A 15,726-nucleotide genomic window follows, 5' to 3' on the forward strand; every position below is an offset into this window, starting at 1 on the left:
GGCTCAGGCCCTCGCTTGGTTGAGCGCCGCCGCAAGCGTGCGCTCGGCGAGCTTCAATTTGTAGGCATTGTCCTCGGTCGGTTTGGCGCCGGCGAAGACCTTGTCGGTCACCACCTTGGCGCCTCGCGGCAGGTCGGCTTCCGCAGCCTCGACCCGCCAGGGCTTGTGGGCGACGCCGCCGAAGGCGACGTGGCCGCCGCCGTCCTTGCCGAGGATGGCCGCCACCGAGACCAGGGCGTAGGCGTAGGAGGCCCGGTCACGGACCTTGCGATAGATGTGCGTGCCGGCGACCGGCTTCGGCAGCGTCACCGCCGTGATGAGCTCGTCGGGCTTCAGGGTCGTGTCGACCTCGGGCCTGTCATAGGGAAGGCGATGGAAATCGGCGATGGCGATCTTCCGCTCGGCCCCCTTGGCGTCGACGGTCTCGACGGTTGCGTCGAGGACCCGCATGGCCACCGCCATGTCGCCCGGATGCGTAGCGATGCAGGCCTCGCTTGATCCGATGACGGCGAGCGACCGGCTCACCCCGTCGAGCGCCGAGCAGCCGCTGCCGGGCTGGCGTTTGTTGCAGGGCTGCGCCGTGTCGTAGAAGTACGGGCAGCGGGTCCGCTGCAGCAGGTTGCCGGCGGTGGTCGCCTTGTTGCGGAGCTGGCCCGAGGCCCCCGCGAGCAGAGCCCGGCTGAGGACGCCGTAATCCTTGCGCACCCGCGCGTCGGCGGCGAGGTCGGTGTTGCGCACCAGCGCCCCGATGCGCAGGCCACCCTCCGGCGTCGCCTCGACCTTGTCCAGGTTCAGGCCGTTCACGTCGACGAGGTGCGTCGGCGTTTCGATCTGCAACTTCATCAGGTCGAGGAGGTTGGTGCCGCCGGCGATGAACTTGGCGTTCGGCGTGCGCGCGACCGCGGCGGCCGCCTCGGCCGGGCTCGACGGGCGCTCATAGGTGAAGGACTTCATGCGGGCCTCCCGGCGACCTCGGTCATCGCCTCGACGATGTTGGAGTAGGCGCCGCAGCGGCAGATGTTGCCGCTCATGCGCTCGCGGATCTCGGCTTCGGTGACCTGCGTCGGCGCGGTGAGGTCGGCGGTGACGTGGCTTGGGATACCAGCCTTGATCTCGGCGAGTACCGCCACGCCGGAGCAGATCTGGCCCGGCGTGCAGTAGCCGCACTGGTAGCCGTCGTGCTTCACGAAGGCCGCCTGCATCGGGTGCAGGTTCTCGGGCTGCCCCAGGCCCTCGATGGTGGTGATCTCGCTGCCCTGGTGCATCACGGCGAGCGTCAGGCAGGCGTTGATGCGCCGCCCGTCGACGATCATGGTGCAGGCGCCGCATTGGCCGTGGTCGCAGCCCTTCTTGGAGCCGGTCAGGTGCAGGTGCTCCCGCGCGGCGTCGAGCAGGCTGGTGCGGGTATCGAGCTCAAGCTCCCGGCGCTGCCCGTTCACGGTGAGCGATACCTTTGCCATCACGGGCTTGTCGGTGCCGCCGAGGGCCGCGTCGGTGCGGGCGCCGGCTGGCGTGGCGGCCAGGGCCGCCGCGGCGGATGCTCCGACCATCATGTCTCTCCGATTCAATGAGATGTCTCCGGGACGACCCATCGCGGCCTCCGAGCTTGCGGGGGATGACCGACCGAAGGCCGGCATCGTTCAGGGGATGCCCGGGCAACCCCGACAGCTTGGATAGGCTCCAAGGTACGGCGCTTGGCCGCAACGATCAGGCCCTGTTTGCACATAGGCTCATGAGCCAGGCTTATGGATCCTCGCGCCGTCGTGGTACGGGACCAGGGACAACTCGCTCGGCCGGGGATGGGCGATGGCGAGACAGGACATGACCGACCTGCTCTCCTTCGCCACCGTGGCGAACGAGGGCAGTTTCACCCGGGCCGCCAAGCGCCTCGGGGTCACGCAGTCGGCGCTGAGCCACGCCATGAACGGATTGGAGGCGCGGGTCGGGTTGCGCCTGCTGAACCGTTCGACGCGCAGCGTCACGCCGACCGAAGCCGCAGCGCCCGGAGGACCTTACCGCGCACGCCTGCATCAACCTGCGCCTGCCGACGCATGGCGGCCTCTACGCCTGGGAGTTCGAGAAGGACGGGCGAGAGTTGAGGGTCTGGGTCGAGGGACAGTTGGTGTTCAACACCGAGCCGCTACTCCTCCAGGCCGCGTTGGACGGGTTCGGGATCGCCTACCTGTTCGAGGACGGGGTGCGGGCGCACCTGGAAGCGGGGACCCTCGTCCGGGTGCTGGAGGACTGGTGCGACCCGTTCCTAGGCTATCACCTCTACTACCCGAGCCGGCGTGAGCCGGAGCCGGCGCTGGCCGTTCTGGTCGACGCGCTGCGCTACCGCGGCTGAGGTCCCTACCCGGCCGGCCGCGTCGGCTCGGCGATGGCGACGCGCCCTCCCTGGCGGTCCCTGTCGCGCAGGGCCGCCAAGGCCTCGTCGGCGGCCCTCTGCCCGCTGTCGTGGGCTCCGTGGGCCGTCGTGAAGTCGTGGGGGTGCGTCGCCTCTCCCGCGAAGAAGAGCCGGTCCTCGAAGGGCCGGGCCAACCGCGCCCGTGCCTGTGATTGGCCCGGGAGGGCACAGCTATAGGCGCCGCTGACGGACGCCATCCGGCTCCAGGAAGTCGCCGCCAGCGGACGGACCGCCGACGCCACGTCGCTGCCGAACAGGCCGGTCAGCTCGGCAGACACGAACGCGAAGCCGGCGGCGGGGCCCTCCTCTTCCAGGATGCGGGCGCCCTCGCCGCCGAGGAACGCCTCGATGACAGGCCAGCCGTTCGGTCGGATCGAGTAGGCGGCGGACCGCGCGTCGCGCAGGTTCCCGTAGGCGTGGGAGTCCGGCTCGAATGCGGACTTGCGCGTGATTTCAAGGAAGACCTTCTCGTTGCAACCCAGCGGAAGGGCGGCCGCCGCCTCGCGCCAGGGTTCGGTCCCGGGAGGCAGGCGGATCGCGTCACCGGCCAGGACCGCGGTCGAGACCGTGAGGATGGCGGCCCTTGCGCGGACGGTGCCGGCCCGCGTCGAGACGGCGACGCCGTCCGCCGTCAGGTCGATCCGCTCGACGGGGGTGGCCAGGCGCAGCGTCACCGAGGGCGGGAGGCTGGCGGCGACCAGGGTGCCGTAGCCGAGCGGCAAGTTCCAGTTCTTGCCCGTCGAGGCATCATCGTAGGCGAGGTAGTCGGTGGCCGAGACTGCCTCGGGCGCGACCCCGCTCATGAAGCCTGCGATGGCCCGCACGTAGGGGTTCCACTCGCCCCCGAGCTCCATGGCGTCGCTCGCCCGGTCGCTGGCCTGCGCGACCGCCCGGAGCCGCTCCTCCCAATCGCCGAACGCCTTCCGGGCCGCCTCCTCGTCGTCCTCGCTCCAGGCGATGCCGGGGTGCACCTTCGCCCACGGCGGGTCGCTCCGGTCGACCGGAAACCCGGACGCCTCGGCTATGCCGACCCAGGCGTTGCGGTCGCCCGAGTGCAGCCATTCGCAACCGAGGTCGAGCGGGTATCGCCCGAGCTCCTGCGTGAAGGCGCGGCCTCCCAGGCGCGACGACGCCTCAAGGAGCAGCGTCGTCTTCCCGTGCGCCGTGAGCCGTCGCGCCGCGCCGACACCGGCGGCGCCTCCCCCTACGATGATGACGTCGAACTCGCTGCCCATGGAGCCGTAGGTGAGGTCGGCCGGCAAGTGGGGCAAGCGTCGGCGGTCTTCGGGCGTCGTCTCTAGCTGGGGCGGGCACCGGCCATATCGGCAATTGCCACCCCGTCAGCACTTTCGGGAAGGCCACGATGCCAGCCTTCGTGGTCGCGCGGTCCGCCGACAGTTAAGAAAGCGGCAGGCGAACTGCTGACCCATTGCAGACGGTCGGAATGTCCGCTTCCAGGCAGTTCAATGGACACGGTTCGGCAACTTCTGGCCAGTAGTGGCCTGTCTGCTCTGGGGAGGGCTTGCCAAAAAGAGCAGACAAGGTCCTGCCGAACCAACCCAGTCGTAAAGCTCGATTGGCGTCGGCCTCAAAAATGGACACCAGCACGCCGCCAGTCACCGCCGCCCTGCGGCCTCCAAGCGGGTCCGGTCAACAATCTCGACCGCGCCTCGACGAAGTTCGATTAGGCCCGCCTCGGCCCATTGTGCCAGGATGCGGCTCACCACCTCGCGCACGCTGCCGACATCGTCCGCGAGTTTCTGATGAGTCACCGCGGCGACGCCCCGCGGATCAGCCTCGGCCAGGAGCCGTTGCGCGAGGCGCTGCTTCAGCGGTGCGAACGCGACCTCGTCGATCAGCGTGAACAGGCCGGACATCAATCGCGTGTAATCATCCATGACGAAGCTGCGGAACGCCGCGCTGTCGCCCATCAGGTGCTGGAACGTGCTGTCCGGCAGGGCCGCGAGCTCGGTCCGCTCCTCGGCCACGCTCTGCGCTGGAAAGGTGCCGCCAGACAGGAGACACTGGGTGGTCAGGGCGCAGGTGCCACCCGGGCCAACCTTGTAGATCAGCACCTCGCGTCCGCCCTCCGACATCCGGAAGATCCGCGTGCGTCCCTCCAGGCACATCAGGTAGTTGGCACACTCGCCATTCAGTTCGTAGGCGATGGCGCCTGCATCCAGCACCGGGAAATGCACGGTTCCCCGAGCGATCTGAAGGTGCGCCGGGCTGAGAGCCTGTAGGAGCGGAAACCGATCGATCCACCGCTCGACCTTCTGGGCATCCGTCATGGCTGGCGTGGTCCCCCGGCCATGACGACGGGTTGATCGTCCGGCGCGCGTTGCGCTTTTCTCCCGCCGCGCCTGATTTGTGTGACCGGGGTCACCGACCGGGTGCAGCGGCCCGGCATAGCATCGCGACACAACGAACACGATAAGGGTGCCCGCCATGCGTGGCGCCCGCCGGGAGTAAACCGATGCGCCGTTTCGCCCTCAGCTTCATGCTCGCCGTCTTCGCTGCCGGCCCTGCCGCGGCCGAACAAGATCTGCTGCTCGGTGCCGATATGTCCTCACCCGCCATGACGAAGGCCGAGATGAGCCGCGCCGACGTCGAGGCGATGATCCAGGACGCGAACGGAAAGCCCATCGACCTGCACGACAAGGCGCTGTCGGGGCTCGATCTCTCGGGGCTGAATCTCCGGGGCGTCAACTTACGCACTGCGCGCCTGAACAAGGCCAATCTGCGCGGCGCCGATCTCAGCGGCGCAAACCTCGAACAGGCATGGCTCCTGAAGGCAGACCTTTCCGGCGCCAAGCTCGCAGACGCGAAGATGTTCGGCATCACGGCGCGGGACGCCAACCTCAGCGAGGCCGACCTCAGCCGGTCCATGCCCATCGGCGATTTCAAGGGCGCCAACATGAGCGGCGCCACGCTGGTCGATCTCAAGGGCGGAGCCGACATCAAGAATCAGTCCATGGGTCTGATGCGGGCGGTGTTCACCTCGGTGAACCTGTCGGGCGCGAACCTCAGGGGAGCCAACCTCGGCCGGTCACGCCTGGAGTATGCGAATCTCAAGGATGCCGATCTCACCGGCGTGGTGCTGATGGGATCGGACTTGTCCGGGGCCAATTTGACCGGTGCTACGGTCACGGGCGCGGACTTCAAGAACGTCGACGTCAGCGGTGCCCGGCTGATCAACCTCAAGGGTCAGTCCGAGGCCAAGGACTGGGCGGAGAGGGTGAACATCGACCGTGCCGTCACTCAGGCATCCAATTGACGCGCCCGTTCACCGACCTGACGGCCCGCCGCTGACCTCAACGGCTTGTGTCTCCGGAGACCCAGTCAGCGGGGATCTGCAACGTTCCTTGCATATCAGCGAAGCCACAAACTCGGGTTGCCCGATCGACAAGGCTCGCTTCAGTCCGAAGCACGACGTTCGTCGTCGCCAGCCAAATCATCGCATCATGTGATCAAAACGATTGATACGTTCCGTTGGAGCGAACGAATGGATGCGGTCATGGTCGTAGCAGATCCATTCCACGAGGTGCACGCACCATGCCCGCAGCAGCATTTCTCCGATCACGCGCGCTTGCCCTGCCTTCCATCCTGCCCGGCCTGAGCCTTTGCCTCGCGGTGACGGGCGTCGCCCTCGGGCTGGAGAGGGTCGAGAAACATATCTTCGGCCGTGCGTGGCTGGAGGCTCTGGTCCTCGCCATCGTGCTGGGCACGGCCGTCCGCACGGCCTGGAGCCCAGGTCGGCGCTTCGTTCACGGTATCGCGTTCGGCGCCAAGACCGTCCTGGAAATCGCCGTCGTCCTGCTCGGCGCCTCGCTCAGCCTCGGGACGCTGCTCGCGGCCGGGCCGGGGCTTCTCGTCGGCATCGCGGTGGTGGTGGCTCTCGCCATCGCGGCGAGCTACGGCATTGGCCGGGCTCTCGGGCTGGCCCCGCGTCTCGCCATCCTCGTGGCCTGCGGCAACTCGATCTGCGGAAACTCGGCGATCGCGGCGGCGGCCCCGGTGATCGACGCGGACGGCGAGGACGTCGCCTCGTCCATCGCCTTCACCGCCGTGCTCGGCGTTCTCGTCGTTCTCGGCTTGCCCCTGCTCGTGCCCCTGCTCGGCCTCTCGCCGATGCAGTACGGCGTGCTCGCGGGGCTGACGGTCTACGCCGTGCCGCAGGTTCTCGCCGCAACCGCGCCGGTGGCCGCCCTCAGCGTCCAGGTCGGCACCCTGGTCAAGCTGGTCCGCGTGCTGATGCTCGGGCCGGTGGTCCTGGCTCTCTCGCTCGGGATCGGCCGGCTGCGGGCGGAAACGGACGCGACCGTACCGTCCCAGGCGGTCGATGAGCGCCCCGCCCCGGGCCGGATGCCGCTGCACCGGCTGGTGCCGTGGTTCATCCTAGCCTTCCTGGCCCTGGCGGGTCTTCGCTCGGCGGGGCTCGTTCCCGAAGGGGCTCTGCACCCCATGGCCGCGACGGCGAACGCGCTGACCATCGTGTCGATGGCGGCCCTCGGCCTCGGCGTCGACGTGCGCAGCGTCGCCAAGGCGGGACCGCGCGTCACCCTGGCGGTGGTCGCTTCGCTCGCCGCCCTCACGGCCGTGAGCCTCGGGCTGATCCGCCTGCTCGGCATCGCCTGACAGAGGCCTGCCACCTGGCGCGTCCGCGCGCGTTGAGCTCCGACCTTCTGCGATAGAGACACCCGATGTCGAGCTTGACCGAGCGTATGGCGCGCCTGATCGTTCATGGGGAGCGCCCCTACAACGCCGAGCCGCCGCTGACTCGCCTGCGGGCCCGTTACCGGACCCCTGCGGAAGACTTCTACGTCCGCTCCCACGGCGACCTGCCGGAGATCGACCCCGCCACATGGCGTCTGTCCATCGACGGCGCGGGTGTCGGCCCCCTCGATCTGTCGCTGGCGGATCTGCGCGCGCGTTTTCCCGAGGCGACCGTCACGGCCACGATGCAGTGCGCCGGCAACCGCCGCGCCGATATGCGGGCGGTGGCCCCGGTCTCGGGCGATCCCTGGGACGGCGGCGCCATCGGGACGGCGGACTGGACCGGAATCCGCCTCGGCGACGTCCTGCGTGCGGCGGGCGTAGCGCCGGGAGCGAACCTCCACTCGGACCTCCACGTGGCCTTCGAGAGCCACGATGTGGTCGAGGGCCAGTTCTACGGCGTCTCGATCCCGCTCGCCAAGGCGGTCGCCGACGAGACGCTGCTGGCCTTCGCGATGAACGGGGCCCCGCTGTTGCCCGAACACGGCTTCCCCGTGCGAGCCGTCGTGCCGGGCTTCGCAGGCGTGCGCAGCCCGAAATGGCTGAAGCGCATCACGGTGCAGGACCACCCCTCGACCAACCCGATGCAAGCCGACGACTACAAGCTGTTCCCGCCGGACGTGACGGCCGAGACCGCCGATCCGGCGAAAGGCCACACCATCGAGACGATGCCGCTCAACGCCGCGATCTGCGAGCCCGCACGCGGAGCCCGGCTCAAGATGGGCGAGACCACCGTCCGCGGGTACGCCATCGCGGGAGACCGGGCGGTCGTGCGCGTCGATGTCTCAAGCGATGGCGGTCGGTCCTGGCATCAAGCCGTGCTGGAACACGAGGCCGGCGCCCCCTTCGCCTGGACGTTCTGGGAGATCGTGCTGGACCTTCCGTCCGGCGAGCGCGACCTCGTGGTGCGCGCCTGGGACGCCGCTGGGCAGACCCAACCGGCGCGGCCGGACGAGACGTGGAACTTCAAGGGCTATCTCAGCGCTTCCTGGCACTGTGTGAGGGTCGAGGTCGCCTGAGTTCCGCGACGGATCAAGGAGCGGCACGGATCAGGTCGAGCAGCGCGTCGGCGGCGCGGCTGCGGTAGCGCTCCTTGTGGCGCAGGACCCGGAAGGTCCGCGTCGGCAGGGCGAAGGGCACGGCGACGAGCGCTCTGGTTCGCAGCGAGGGTCCGACCACCGCTTCGGACAGAACGCTTGCCCCGGCCCCTGCCACGACGGCGGCGAGGACCGCCTCGTTCGACGGCAGTTCGAGGGCAACCGTGAGTGCGTCCGGTGCGATGCCCAGTGCGGTGATCGCCGCCTCGAAGGCGGAGCGCGTGCCCGATCCGGGTTCGCGCAGAACCCAAGAGACTGACGCGAGATCGGATCGTCCCGGCCGCGCGCATGCGGCCAACGGGTGGCCGGGCGAGACCACGAGGACCAGCCGATCCTCGGCGATCGGGGCGCTCGCGAGGCTGCCGTCGTCGATCGCGCCCTCCACGAAAGCGAGTTCCGCCGTCCCCGCCCGGACCGCCTCGGCGGCCTCTGCGGTGTTGCCGATGCCGAGCCGCAGGACGATGTCGGGATAGGCCGCCCGGAAGGCGACGAGGTGCCGGGGAAGCCAGTGGCTGGCGATGGTCTGACTCGCCTGAATGGCCAGCGTGCCGCGCCGCATGCCGCTGAGGTCCGCGAGCACGAGTTCGGCCGCTTGGGCGCGGGCGAGCACCGCGCGAGCCTCGCCGAGAAAGACGCCGCCCGCCTCGGTCAACTCGATGCCCCGGCCGACCCGGTGGAACAGCTTGACGGCGTGCCGGCTCTCCAGGGCGTTGATGGCGGCGCTGACCGCCGACTGGACGAGGTTCAGCGCCTCGGCCGCCCGCGTGACGTGCTGGCGCTCGGCGACCGCCACGAAGATGCGCAACTGGTCGAGGGTCATGGCGTCTCGGGCTCGGCGGAGGCCTTGGCCGGCGTGGTCCGGCAGGGTTCGGATACGAGCGTCACCGCGCGCCTTCGCGCTTGCCCGAGACCTGCGCATCGACCGCCTCGGCGACCCGGAGCAGCCGCGCCTCGTCCGTGCGGGCCGTCACCACGTAAGACATCCCGGCGTCGATCCACGAGAAGGCGGCGACGTCGTCGGCGCGGGCATAACGGAACACGCCGCGCCCGCCGGTCGGCCCGGCCCGGCTGTAGAGCGTCAGGCGGGTGCCCCGGTCGTCGTCGTACATCAGCATCGCCGCCGGCTCGTCTCCGGCGGGGAGCAGGCGCCCGCCCATCAACCGGAAGCCCTGCGCCCGCAGGTCCGGCACGGTGACGGGTCGGCCTAGGCGCGCGCTGAGCCATCGCACGAGGTCGGTCGAGCCGTCGGCGCGGACCTCGACCGGATGGGCGGCCTCGACCACGTAGGTGCGGAAGGCAGAGACGGCCGCCTGCGTCATTGGTTCGGCCGGGGCGCCAGCGCTCGGCACGGCGCCGCGCCCGACCCACCCGGCCGCGCCGCCGACGGTGAGCAGGAGCGCCGCCGCCGCCGCGTTAGGCCACCAGCGCGGGATGCGCCTCCGGCGTGGGCCCGCGAGATTCGCGATGCGCAGGCGGGCGGGGATCGGCTCGTCCGCCACGGGCGCGAGGCGCGCCCGCAGGCGTTCCCGCACCGCCCGGTCGGCGGCGACCCGGGCGGCCGCCTCCGGATGCGCAGCGAGCCACGCCTCGACGCGGTCGCGGCGGCCTGGATCGAGCCGTCCGTCCACGAAGGCGTGCAGATCGTCCTCGCCGACGGGACGCGGGTCGGACGCGGTCATTTCACCCTCCGCAGATGCCCGGTGACGATAGTCGGGGCCTGATCGAGGAAAGCGCGCATCCGGCCGCGTGCCCGGCTGAGGCGCGACATCACGGTGCCGATGGGGACCGCGAGCACGGTGGCGACCTCGGCATAGGACATGTCCTCGACCGCGACGAGGAGCAAGACGGACCGCTGCTCCTCGGGAAGCGCGGCGATCCCGTCGAGCACGTCCCGCGCGCCCACGGCCGCCTCGGGATCGACCCCGACCTCCGCAATCTCCATCAGCGCCTCCGGGCCGACCTCAATGCCCCGGCGGCGGCGCACGCCTTCGAGGTAGCGGTTGCGCAGGATCGCGAATAGCCACGCCCGCAGATCGCCCTCGCGGCGTTGCGGCCAAGCGCGGATCGCCCGTTCCAGCGTGTCCTGGACGAGGTCGTCGGCCGCCTCGCGCTGCCGCAACAGCGCGGTCGCGTAGCGCCGCAGGGCCGGGATCTGCGGTTCGATCAGGACGGCGAGGTCGTCCAAGGGCGGTCTCCGGTTCGCGCCGACGGCAAGGCCCGCGCCGCCGCTCGGATGAGAGATGCCGGAAACGCCCGAACTATTCCAAGCCTCGCCCCGGTAAGCTGATCACGCATCCGTGATCGATTAGCCGGGAGCGGCGGGGAATATCCCGGCCCGGCCGGCATCTCTCCCCGCGTGACCTCGACACTGCGGGAGAGACCATGCGCGGAGCACCGACGGCGATCCTCATCACACTGCTCATGGCCGGAGGCGTCCTGGCTGGCGGGATGATGATGCGCGCCGGGCATGCGGAGACCGCCCCCGGCGGCTTCGATGCGATGATGGCCCAATCGATGGCGCGGATGCACGCGGACATGGCGGTGGTGTCGTCCGGCGATCCCGACCGGGACTTCGCCGCCATGATGATCCCGCATCATCAGGGCGCGATCGAGATGGCTAAGGCCGAACTCGCCTACGGCCGCGACCCGGTCCTGCGTCGGCTCGCGCAGGGCATCATTGTCGAGCAGGCGCAGGAGATCGAGGTCATGCGCCGCGCCCTCGCCGAGCGACCGGCCGTGTCAGCCACGCCGCCGCAGGCCCCGCCCCGCCACCATCACTGAGCCGATCGCCGCTTACCGACCCAGCAATCAGAGCGAAGAGACCCCCACGATGCGACAACTCATTCCGGCGACCTTGCTGATCGCCTTCCTTGGCGGGACCGCCCTGGCGGGCCAAGCGCCGGGGCCCGCCTCGGCGCCGGACGTGCCCGTCGGCCCGCGCGACCGGTTCTATACCTCGGACCAGTTCTCCAACACGGTCTCGGTGATCGATCCCGCCGCCAACACGCTTCTGGGCGTGATCCGCCTCGGCGACACGACGCCCGCGAACCTGAGCCCGCTCTATCGCGGCCAGCTCCTCGTGCATGGCATGGGCTTCTCGCCCGACCGCAAGACTCTGCTCGCCGTCTCGATCGGCTCGAACTCGGTCAGCTTCATCGATACCGCCACCAACACGGTGCGCCGCACGACCTATGTCGGGCGCTCGCCGCACGAGGCGTTCTTCACGCCGGACGGGCGCGAGGTCTGGGTCAGCGTGCGCGGCGAGGACTACGTCGCGATCCTCGACGCCGGTACGGGCCGGGAGACGGGCCGGATCACGGTGCCGAACGGGCCCGGCATGACGATCTTCTCGCCCGACGGGCGTTACGGCTACGTCTGCTCCAGCTTCAGCCCCGAGACGGTCGCCATCGACGTGAAGAGCCGCGAGATCGTCGGGCGGATCAAGCAGGAGAGCCCGTTCTGCCCCGACATCGCGGCGACGCCCGACGGAAAGCAGGTGTGGTTCACCCTCAAGGACGTCGGCCGCGTCCAAGTGTTCGAGGCCACGCCGCCGTTCAAGGCGCTCAAGACCATCGAGACGGGACCGATCACGAACCACGTCAACATCGCGCGCACGAAGGCCGGGCAGTTCGCCTACGTGACGGTCGGCGGCCTGAACCGAGTGGAGGTGTTCCGCACCGACGACTTCTCGCAGGTCGCGACGATTCCCACCGGCGCGCTCCCGCACGGCCTCTGGCCCTCGGGCGACGGTTCGCGGATCTATGTCGGCCTGGAGAATGCCGACGCGGTCGCGGTGATCGACACCGGCAGCAACGCGGTGATCGCCACGATCCCGGTCGGCCAGGGGCCGCAGGGGGTGGCCTACGTCCCGGAGGCGGTGCCGGAGGGAGCGGGTGCGCCGAACCTCCAGCCGCTGGGCGCGGCGGGCCAATCAAGCACGCTGACGCTGGCCGGCCCGGACGGCAAGGCGGCCACGCAGGTCACGCTGTTCGACCAGGGCGTGTTGCAGACCCTGCAGGCGGCGGTGACGGGCCTCACGCCGAAGAAGCCCTACGTCCTGGCCCTCGCGGCCGATCCAAAGGGCACGGGGCTTCTCGAGCCGCTCGCCGCCTTCATGACGAACCCGGCGGGCGCGGCCATCGTCAACGCCGTCGGTCCGATCCGGCAGGTGACGCAGAACGCCAACGAAGCCACGCGGCGCAGCCTCGTCATCGTCGAGGGCAAGCCCGGCGAGACCGGCGCGACGGTCCAGACCCAGGCACCGCGCTGACGGGACGAGGGGGCGGTCGCCGGACCGCCCCCCTGTTGCCCGCCTCGCCTCAGTAGGTGTCGGCGAGGTAGGCGGCGATGGCCTTGGCCTGCGCCGCGTCGATCGGCGCGTGGTAGACCTTGACCATCTTGGTCACCTCGGACTCCCAGAAGGCCGCGCCTTTGCCCGGTGGCTGCATCGCGATGTAGTCCACCGAATGGCAGACGAGGCAGTTCGCCTGGGCCGCCTCGAAGCCCTCCGCGTGCATGCCGGCCTTCGGCGCCCGCAGCTCCGCGGTCGGCTCCGGCACCGCGTAGGATTTCGGCGCGGCGAGCGCCGCGCCGGTCGCGAGGGCGAGGGCCGCCGCGAGGGCGAGGGTGATGCGGGTCATCGTCGTCACTCCCTCAGACCGCGCGCACGCGGGTGGTCTCGACCACGTTGCGCAGGTACCCGGCCGGGTTCCAGCGCGGCTCCATCGGCTGGCTCGCCCCGTCGTTGGCGGTCGCCCGCACCCGGATCGCGTGCGATCCCGGCGACAAGTCCACGTCGAGGGTCCAGGGCCGGAAGGCGTAGGGGCCGAGATCCTGCCCGAGCCGCGCCTCCGTCCAGGTCTTGCCGTCGTCGGTCGAGACTGCCACCGCCTTGATCCCAGAGCCGCCGTCGAAGGCGATGCCGCGCAAGGGCGTGTGGCCGGCCTTCACCTGCCCCCCGTCGGTCAGGTTGGTGAGGAAGGAGCGCACCGTGAAGCGGTTGATCGGCACGGTCTTGTCCGCGGCCTTGCCGGGTTCGGTGCAGGCGCAATCGTTGTCGGGGATGCGATAGGCCTTCTGCATCCAGAAGCCGTCGAAGGGTTTGTCGAGCACGCTGATGCTCTCCAAATGCTTGACCCAGTAGGTGCCGTAGAAGCCCGGTACGACGAGGCGCAGGGGATAGCCGTTGAGCCAGGGTAGGTCCTGCCCGTTCATGCCCCAGGCCAGCATCACCTGCCCGTCGCTGGCATGGTCGAGCTTGAGCGACTTGGCGAAGTCCGGCGTCTCGGGGATCACCGGGCCGTCGAGCCCGGTGAAGGCGACCTCCACGGCGCCCGCCTTCACCCCAGCCTTGTCGAGCACGGCCTTCAGCGGCACGCCGGTCCAGCGGGCGCAGCCCATGGCGCCGTTGGCGAGCTGCCCGCCGGCCATCCGCGGCGTGAAGAAGCCGCGGGAATTGCCCGAGCACTGGTTGACCGCGACGATCTCGGTCGTCGGCATCGCCTTCAGGTCGGCGAGCGAGAGCGAGACCTCCCGCTCGACATGGCCCTTGATCGCGACGCGATAGGTCTCGCGATCGATCTCGGTCGGGATGTCGGCGAGATGGTAGCGCACGAAGAACGCGTCGTTGGGCGTGATCGCGCCCTCGTCGAACACCGAGAACGGAGTCTCCAGCTGCGGCGGACGCGCGGTCATCTGGAGCAGCGGGCGCTTGCCCGGATAGGCCACCAGGAGCCGTTCGCCGTTGCCGAAGGGCAGCGTGGCGTTGTCGCCCGCGAGCGTGCGCAAGGACGCGAAAGTGCCACCGCCGAGGCCCGCCAGGGCGGTGAGGCCCGCCCGCCTGATGAGATCGCGTCTGTCGAGCATCCGAAGTCCTCCCCTGTCCGCGCGTGACTCCGGCGACCGGGCCCGCGACGTGCGGAGGAGGAGACGCATGTCGCCCCCGGTCTATTCGCGGCGGGTCGAAATAAATTCCGCGGCTCGCGCCGGTCAGCCGGTGCAGGGGCGCTCCGCGAGGCTGGTCGCCCGGTCCAGCGCGAGCCGCAGGCGGTCCGTCTTGTTCGGTTCGGTGAGCAGCACGGCCGCCTCGGCCAGCAGGGCGAACCGCTCGGCCGGCACCGTCTTGGACAGGAGGACGTAGTGGCGCCCCTCGCTGTCCCAGCGCGCCACACGCAGGCCGCCGCTCCCTTGCGCGATCTCCCGACCGGCCTGCCCGCGCGACGGTCCGCTCCAGATGGCGAGCCGGCAGCCGTGACGCCCCTCGTAACCTGCGAGCCGACCGGCCGAACCGTCGTCCGGGGACAGGTAGACCAAGCGGAAGCCTGCCGCCCCCAGATCGAGGGGGAAGCCATTCGGGCCGCCCGCGGGCCGCACGTCGTTCGCGGGTGAGCCCGCCGCACCCCATGCCGTGAAGGCCGCGCGCGCGGGGTCCGCCGGCGCGCGAGACGACAGGGCGAGCCAGCCGGCGCCGACGAGGACGACCAGGGCCGCGGCGCACGCCCATCCGAGGGAGGCGCGGGCGATCGGCGCGCGCCGGGGCGGCACGGCCGCAGCCTTCACCTCCTGTTTCACTCCCTGCTTCAGCCGGGTCAGGGTCGCGACCCGCGCGGCCAGGACCGGATCGCGGGCCAGCGTCTCCGCGACTGCGCGCCGGTCCTGCGGATCGAGTTCCCCATCGACGTAGGCATTGAGGGTCTCCCAGCGCATCACGGCCCCTCGCTCCCATCGGACGGCCCGGCGATCCGGTGCAGCATGATCCGCCTCGCCCTGTGCAGACGGCTCATGACCGTGCCGACGGGAATGCCGAGCCGTTCGGCGGTCTCCCGGTAGCTCAAGCCTTCGACGTCCACGCAAGTCACGACAGCCCGGCAGGGCATATCGAGAGCGGCGAAGGCTTGGCGCACGGCGATCGCCTCGATCAGGCGGTCGTCGAACCCCTCGTCGGGCCAATCGAGGAGCTCATCCTCGTGGTGGAGGCGGGTCCGGCGGATCCGGTCGATCCAGGCATGGCGCACGATCTGGAACAGGTAGGCGCGGGCCGCGTGAGGCTCACTGGGAGTCGTACGCGTGGAAAGCGCCTTGAGAGCACTCTGCTGCATCAGGTCACGTGCGGCGTCGGGCTCACGCGTCAGAGCTAGCGCGTAGCGGAACAGGCGCGGCCACGCATCGACGAGGTGCTGACCGATGGACCGCATCCTGATGTGTCGTCCTCCCCGCACTCCATAGCACATCAATGCATGTCCACACAGAGCCGCAACGGTCGACGATGGTTGTGGATGTCGGGAGGCCTTACACCTCTGCAGCGCTACTCGGAGCGTTGTTATTGCTGAACAATCGATAGCAGGCTCGCATGTCTGCTTTCAGGCATGTGAGGATGCGGTTTTAAGGCAGGGGTGGGCGCGAAGCTGAATGTCCGGTTACGGGTATCGAGTTGATGTCCGCTCATGG

Annotated in this window: 16 protein-coding genes and 1 pseudogene; 6 read left to right on the forward strand and 11 right to left on the reverse strand. The window is 70.0% G+C overall.

Annotation, left to right across the window (positions count from 1 at the left end; genetic code table 11):
* Positions 1–3 precede the first annotated feature (3 nt).
* The gene (locus tag A3862_RS15845; RefSeq protein WP_111473746.1) at positions 4–954 is read right to left on the reverse strand and encodes an FAD binding domain-containing protein; all 951 of its coding nucleotides are present in this window, start codon (positions 952–954) and stop codon (positions 4–6) included.
* Positions 951–1,550 (reverse strand): aldehyde dehydrogenase iron-sulfur subunit PaoA, encoded by a 600-nt coding sequence (gene paoA / locus A3862_RS15850; protein WP_236962116.1) that lies wholly within the window; start codon positions 1,548–1,550, stop codon positions 951–953. Before paoA ends, A3862_RS15845 begins: the two co-directional genes overlap by 4 nt.
* Before the next feature lie 256 nt (positions 1,551–1,806).
* Here paoA and A3862_RS15855 point away from each other — a divergent pair.
* Positions 1,807–2,347: pseudogene (locus A3862_RS15855) on the forward strand (LysR family transcriptional regulator).
* Positions 2,348–2,352: 5 nt separating this feature from the next.
* On the opposite strand, the gene A3862_RS15860 reads toward A3862_RS15855, so the two are convergent.
* Positions 2,353–3,642, reverse strand: coding sequence for a flavin monoamine oxidase family protein (locus tag A3862_RS15860; RefSeq protein WP_111474357.1), 1,290 nt, complete (start codon positions 3,640–3,642; stop codon positions 2,353–2,355).
* Between the two features lie 381 nt (positions 3,643–4,023).
* Positions 4,024–4,698 carry a Crp/Fnr family transcriptional regulator gene (locus A3862_RS15865; protein ID WP_024830156.1) on the reverse strand — a complete coding sequence of 225 codons (675 nt, stop codon included), beginning with the start codon at positions 4,696–4,698 and terminating at the stop codon, positions 4,024–4,026.
* A gap of 185 nt (positions 4,699–4,883) precedes the next feature.
* Between A3862_RS15865 and A3862_RS15870 the strand changes: the two genes are divergently transcribed.
* From A3862_RS15870 to A3862_RS15880, 3 genes are all read left to right on the forward strand, one after another.
* The gene (locus A3862_RS15870; protein WP_024830155.1) at positions 4,884–5,684 is read left to right on the forward strand and encodes a pentapeptide repeat-containing protein; all 801 of its coding nucleotides are present in this window, start codon (positions 4,884–4,886) and stop codon (positions 5,682–5,684) included.
* A gap of 278 nt (positions 5,685–5,962) precedes the next feature.
* A complete protein-coding gene (locus A3862_RS15875) occupies positions 5,963–7,045 on the forward strand; it encodes a YeiH family protein (protein WP_024830154.1) in 1,083 nt (360 codons plus the stop codon).
* Between the two features lie 65 nt (positions 7,046–7,110).
* Positions 7,111–8,202, forward strand: coding sequence for a molybdopterin-dependent oxidoreductase (locus A3862_RS15880; protein ID WP_024830153.1), 1,092 nt, complete (start codon positions 7,111–7,113; stop codon positions 8,200–8,202).
* A gap of 13 nt (positions 8,203–8,215) precedes the next feature.
* On the opposite strand, the gene A3862_RS15885 is transcribed toward A3862_RS15880, so the two are convergent.
* The 3 genes from A3862_RS15885 to A3862_RS15895 all read right to left on the reverse strand — a co-directional run bounded on the left by A3862_RS15885 (position 8,216) and on the right by A3862_RS15895 (position 10,465).
* Positions 8,216–9,100, reverse strand: coding sequence for a LysR substrate-binding domain-containing protein (locus A3862_RS15885; protein ID WP_056459965.1), 885 nt, complete (start codon positions 9,098–9,100; stop codon positions 8,216–8,218).
* Positions 9,101–9,161: 61 nt separating this feature from the next.
* Positions 9,162–9,959, reverse strand: coding sequence for an anti-sigma factor family protein (locus A3862_RS15890; RefSeq protein ID WP_091970823.1), 798 nt, complete (start codon positions 9,957–9,959; stop codon positions 9,162–9,164).
* Positions 9,956–10,465, reverse strand: a complete 510-nt coding sequence (locus tag A3862_RS15895) for a sigma-70 family RNA polymerase sigma factor (protein ID WP_056459972.1) — start codon at positions 10,463–10,465, stop codon at positions 9,956–9,958. The genes A3862_RS15890 and A3862_RS15895 overlap by 4 nt, the downstream gene beginning before the upstream one ends.
* Positions 10,466–10,662: 197 nt before the next feature.
* On the opposite strand from A3862_RS15895, the gene copM reads away from it, so the two are divergent.
* Complete coding sequence (gene copM, locus A3862_RS15900; protein ID WP_111473748.1) at positions 10,663–11,061, forward strand: CopM family metallochaperone; 399 nt, start codon at positions 10,663–10,665, stop codon at positions 11,059–11,061.
* Between the two features lie 49 nt (positions 11,062–11,110).
* Entirely contained in the window at positions 11,111–12,550 is a 1,440-nt protein-coding gene (locus A3862_RS15905; RefSeq protein WP_056459978.1) for a YncE family protein, read from the forward strand.
* Between the two features lie 49 nt (positions 12,551–12,599).
* On the opposite strand, the gene sorB is transcribed toward A3862_RS15905, so the two are convergent.
* From sorB to A3862_RS15925, 4 genes are all read right to left on the reverse strand, one after another.
* Positions 12,600–12,920, reverse strand: coding sequence for a SorB family sulfite dehydrogenase c-type cytochrome subunit (sorB, locus tag A3862_RS15910; protein WP_091970929.1), 321 nt, complete (start codon positions 12,918–12,920; stop codon positions 12,600–12,602).
* A gap of 13 nt (positions 12,921–12,933) precedes the next feature.
* A complete protein-coding gene (sorA, locus tag A3862_RS15915; protein ID WP_111473749.1) occupies positions 12,934–14,145 on the reverse strand; it encodes a SorA family sulfite dehydrogenase catalytic subunit in 1,212 nt (403 codons plus the stop codon).
* 123 nt (positions 14,146–14,268) lie between these two features.
* Positions 14,269–14,985, reverse strand: a complete 717-nt coding sequence (locus tag A3862_RS15920) for an anti-sigma factor family protein (RefSeq protein WP_056459988.1) — start codon at positions 14,983–14,985, stop codon at positions 14,269–14,271.
* Positions 14,985–15,473, reverse strand: a complete 489-nt coding sequence (locus A3862_RS15925; protein ID WP_111473750.1) for an RNA polymerase sigma factor — start codon at positions 15,471–15,473, stop codon at positions 14,985–14,987. Before A3862_RS15925 ends, A3862_RS15920 begins: the two co-directional genes overlap by 1 nt.
* Between the last annotated feature and the right edge of the window lie 253 nt (positions 15,474–15,726).

Source organism: Methylobacterium sp. XJLW, from assembly GCF_003254375.1.
GTDB lineage: Bacteria > Pseudomonadota > Alphaproteobacteria > Rhizobiales > Beijerinckiaceae > Methylobacterium > Methylobacterium fujisawaense.

Excerpts from the sequence above, each read along its gene's own strand:
- A3862_RS15880 (WP_024830153.1), top strand. The coding sequence starts at position 7,111 with ATGTCGAGCTTGACCGAGCGTATGGCGCGCCTGATCGTTCATGGGGAG.
- A3862_RS15865 (WP_024830156.1), bottom strand. The coding sequence starts at position 4,698 with ATGACGGATGCCCAGAAGGTCGAGCGGTGGATCGATCGGTTTCCGCTC.
- A3862_RS15885 (WP_056459965.1), bottom strand. The coding sequence starts at position 9,100 with ATGACCCTCGACCAGTTGCGCATCTTCGTGGCGGTCGCCGAGCGCCAG.
- A3862_RS15905 (WP_056459978.1), top strand. The coding sequence starts at position 11,111 with ATGCGACAACTCATTCCGGCGACCTTGCTGATCGCCTTCCTTGGCGGG.
- A3862_RS15860 (WP_111474357.1), bottom strand. The coding sequence starts at position 3,642 with ATGGGCAGCGAGTTCGACGTCATCATCGTAGGGGGAGGCGCCGCCGGT.
- A3862_RS15920 (WP_056459988.1), bottom strand. The coding sequence starts at position 14,985 with ATGCGCTGGGAGACCCTCAATGCCTACGTCGATGGGGAACTCGATCCG.
- sorA (WP_111473749.1), bottom strand. The coding sequence starts at position 14,145 with ATGCTCGACAGACGCGATCTCATCAGGCGGGCGGGCCTCACCGCCCTG.
- sorB (WP_091970929.1), bottom strand. The coding sequence starts at position 12,920 with ATGACCCGCATCACCCTCGCCCTCGCGGCGGCCCTCGCCCTCGCGACC.
- copM (WP_111473748.1), top strand. The coding sequence starts at position 10,663 with ATGCGCGGAGCACCGACGGCGATCCTCATCACACTGCTCATGGCCGGA.
- A3862_RS15875 (WP_024830154.1), top strand. The coding sequence starts at position 5,963 with ATGCCCGCAGCAGCATTTCTCCGATCACGCGCGCTTGCCCTGCCTTCC.
- A3862_RS15925 (WP_111473750.1), bottom strand. The coding sequence starts at position 15,473 with ATGCGGTCCATCGGTCAGCACCTCGTCGATGCGTGGCCGCGCCTGTTC.
- A3862_RS15890 (WP_091970823.1), bottom strand. The coding sequence starts at position 9,959 with ATGACCGCGTCCGACCCGCGTCCCGTCGGCGAGGACGATCTGCACGCC.
- A3862_RS15845 (WP_111473746.1), bottom strand. The coding sequence starts at position 954 with ATGAAGTCCTTCACCTATGAGCGCCCGTCGAGCCCGGCCGAGGCGGCC.
- paoA (WP_236962116.1), bottom strand. The coding sequence starts at position 1,550 with ATGGTCGGAGCATCCGCCGCGGCGGCCCTGGCCGCCACGCCAGCCGGC.
- A3862_RS15870 (WP_024830155.1), top strand. The coding sequence starts at position 4,884 with ATGCGCCGTTTCGCCCTCAGCTTCATGCTCGCCGTCTTCGCTGCCGGC.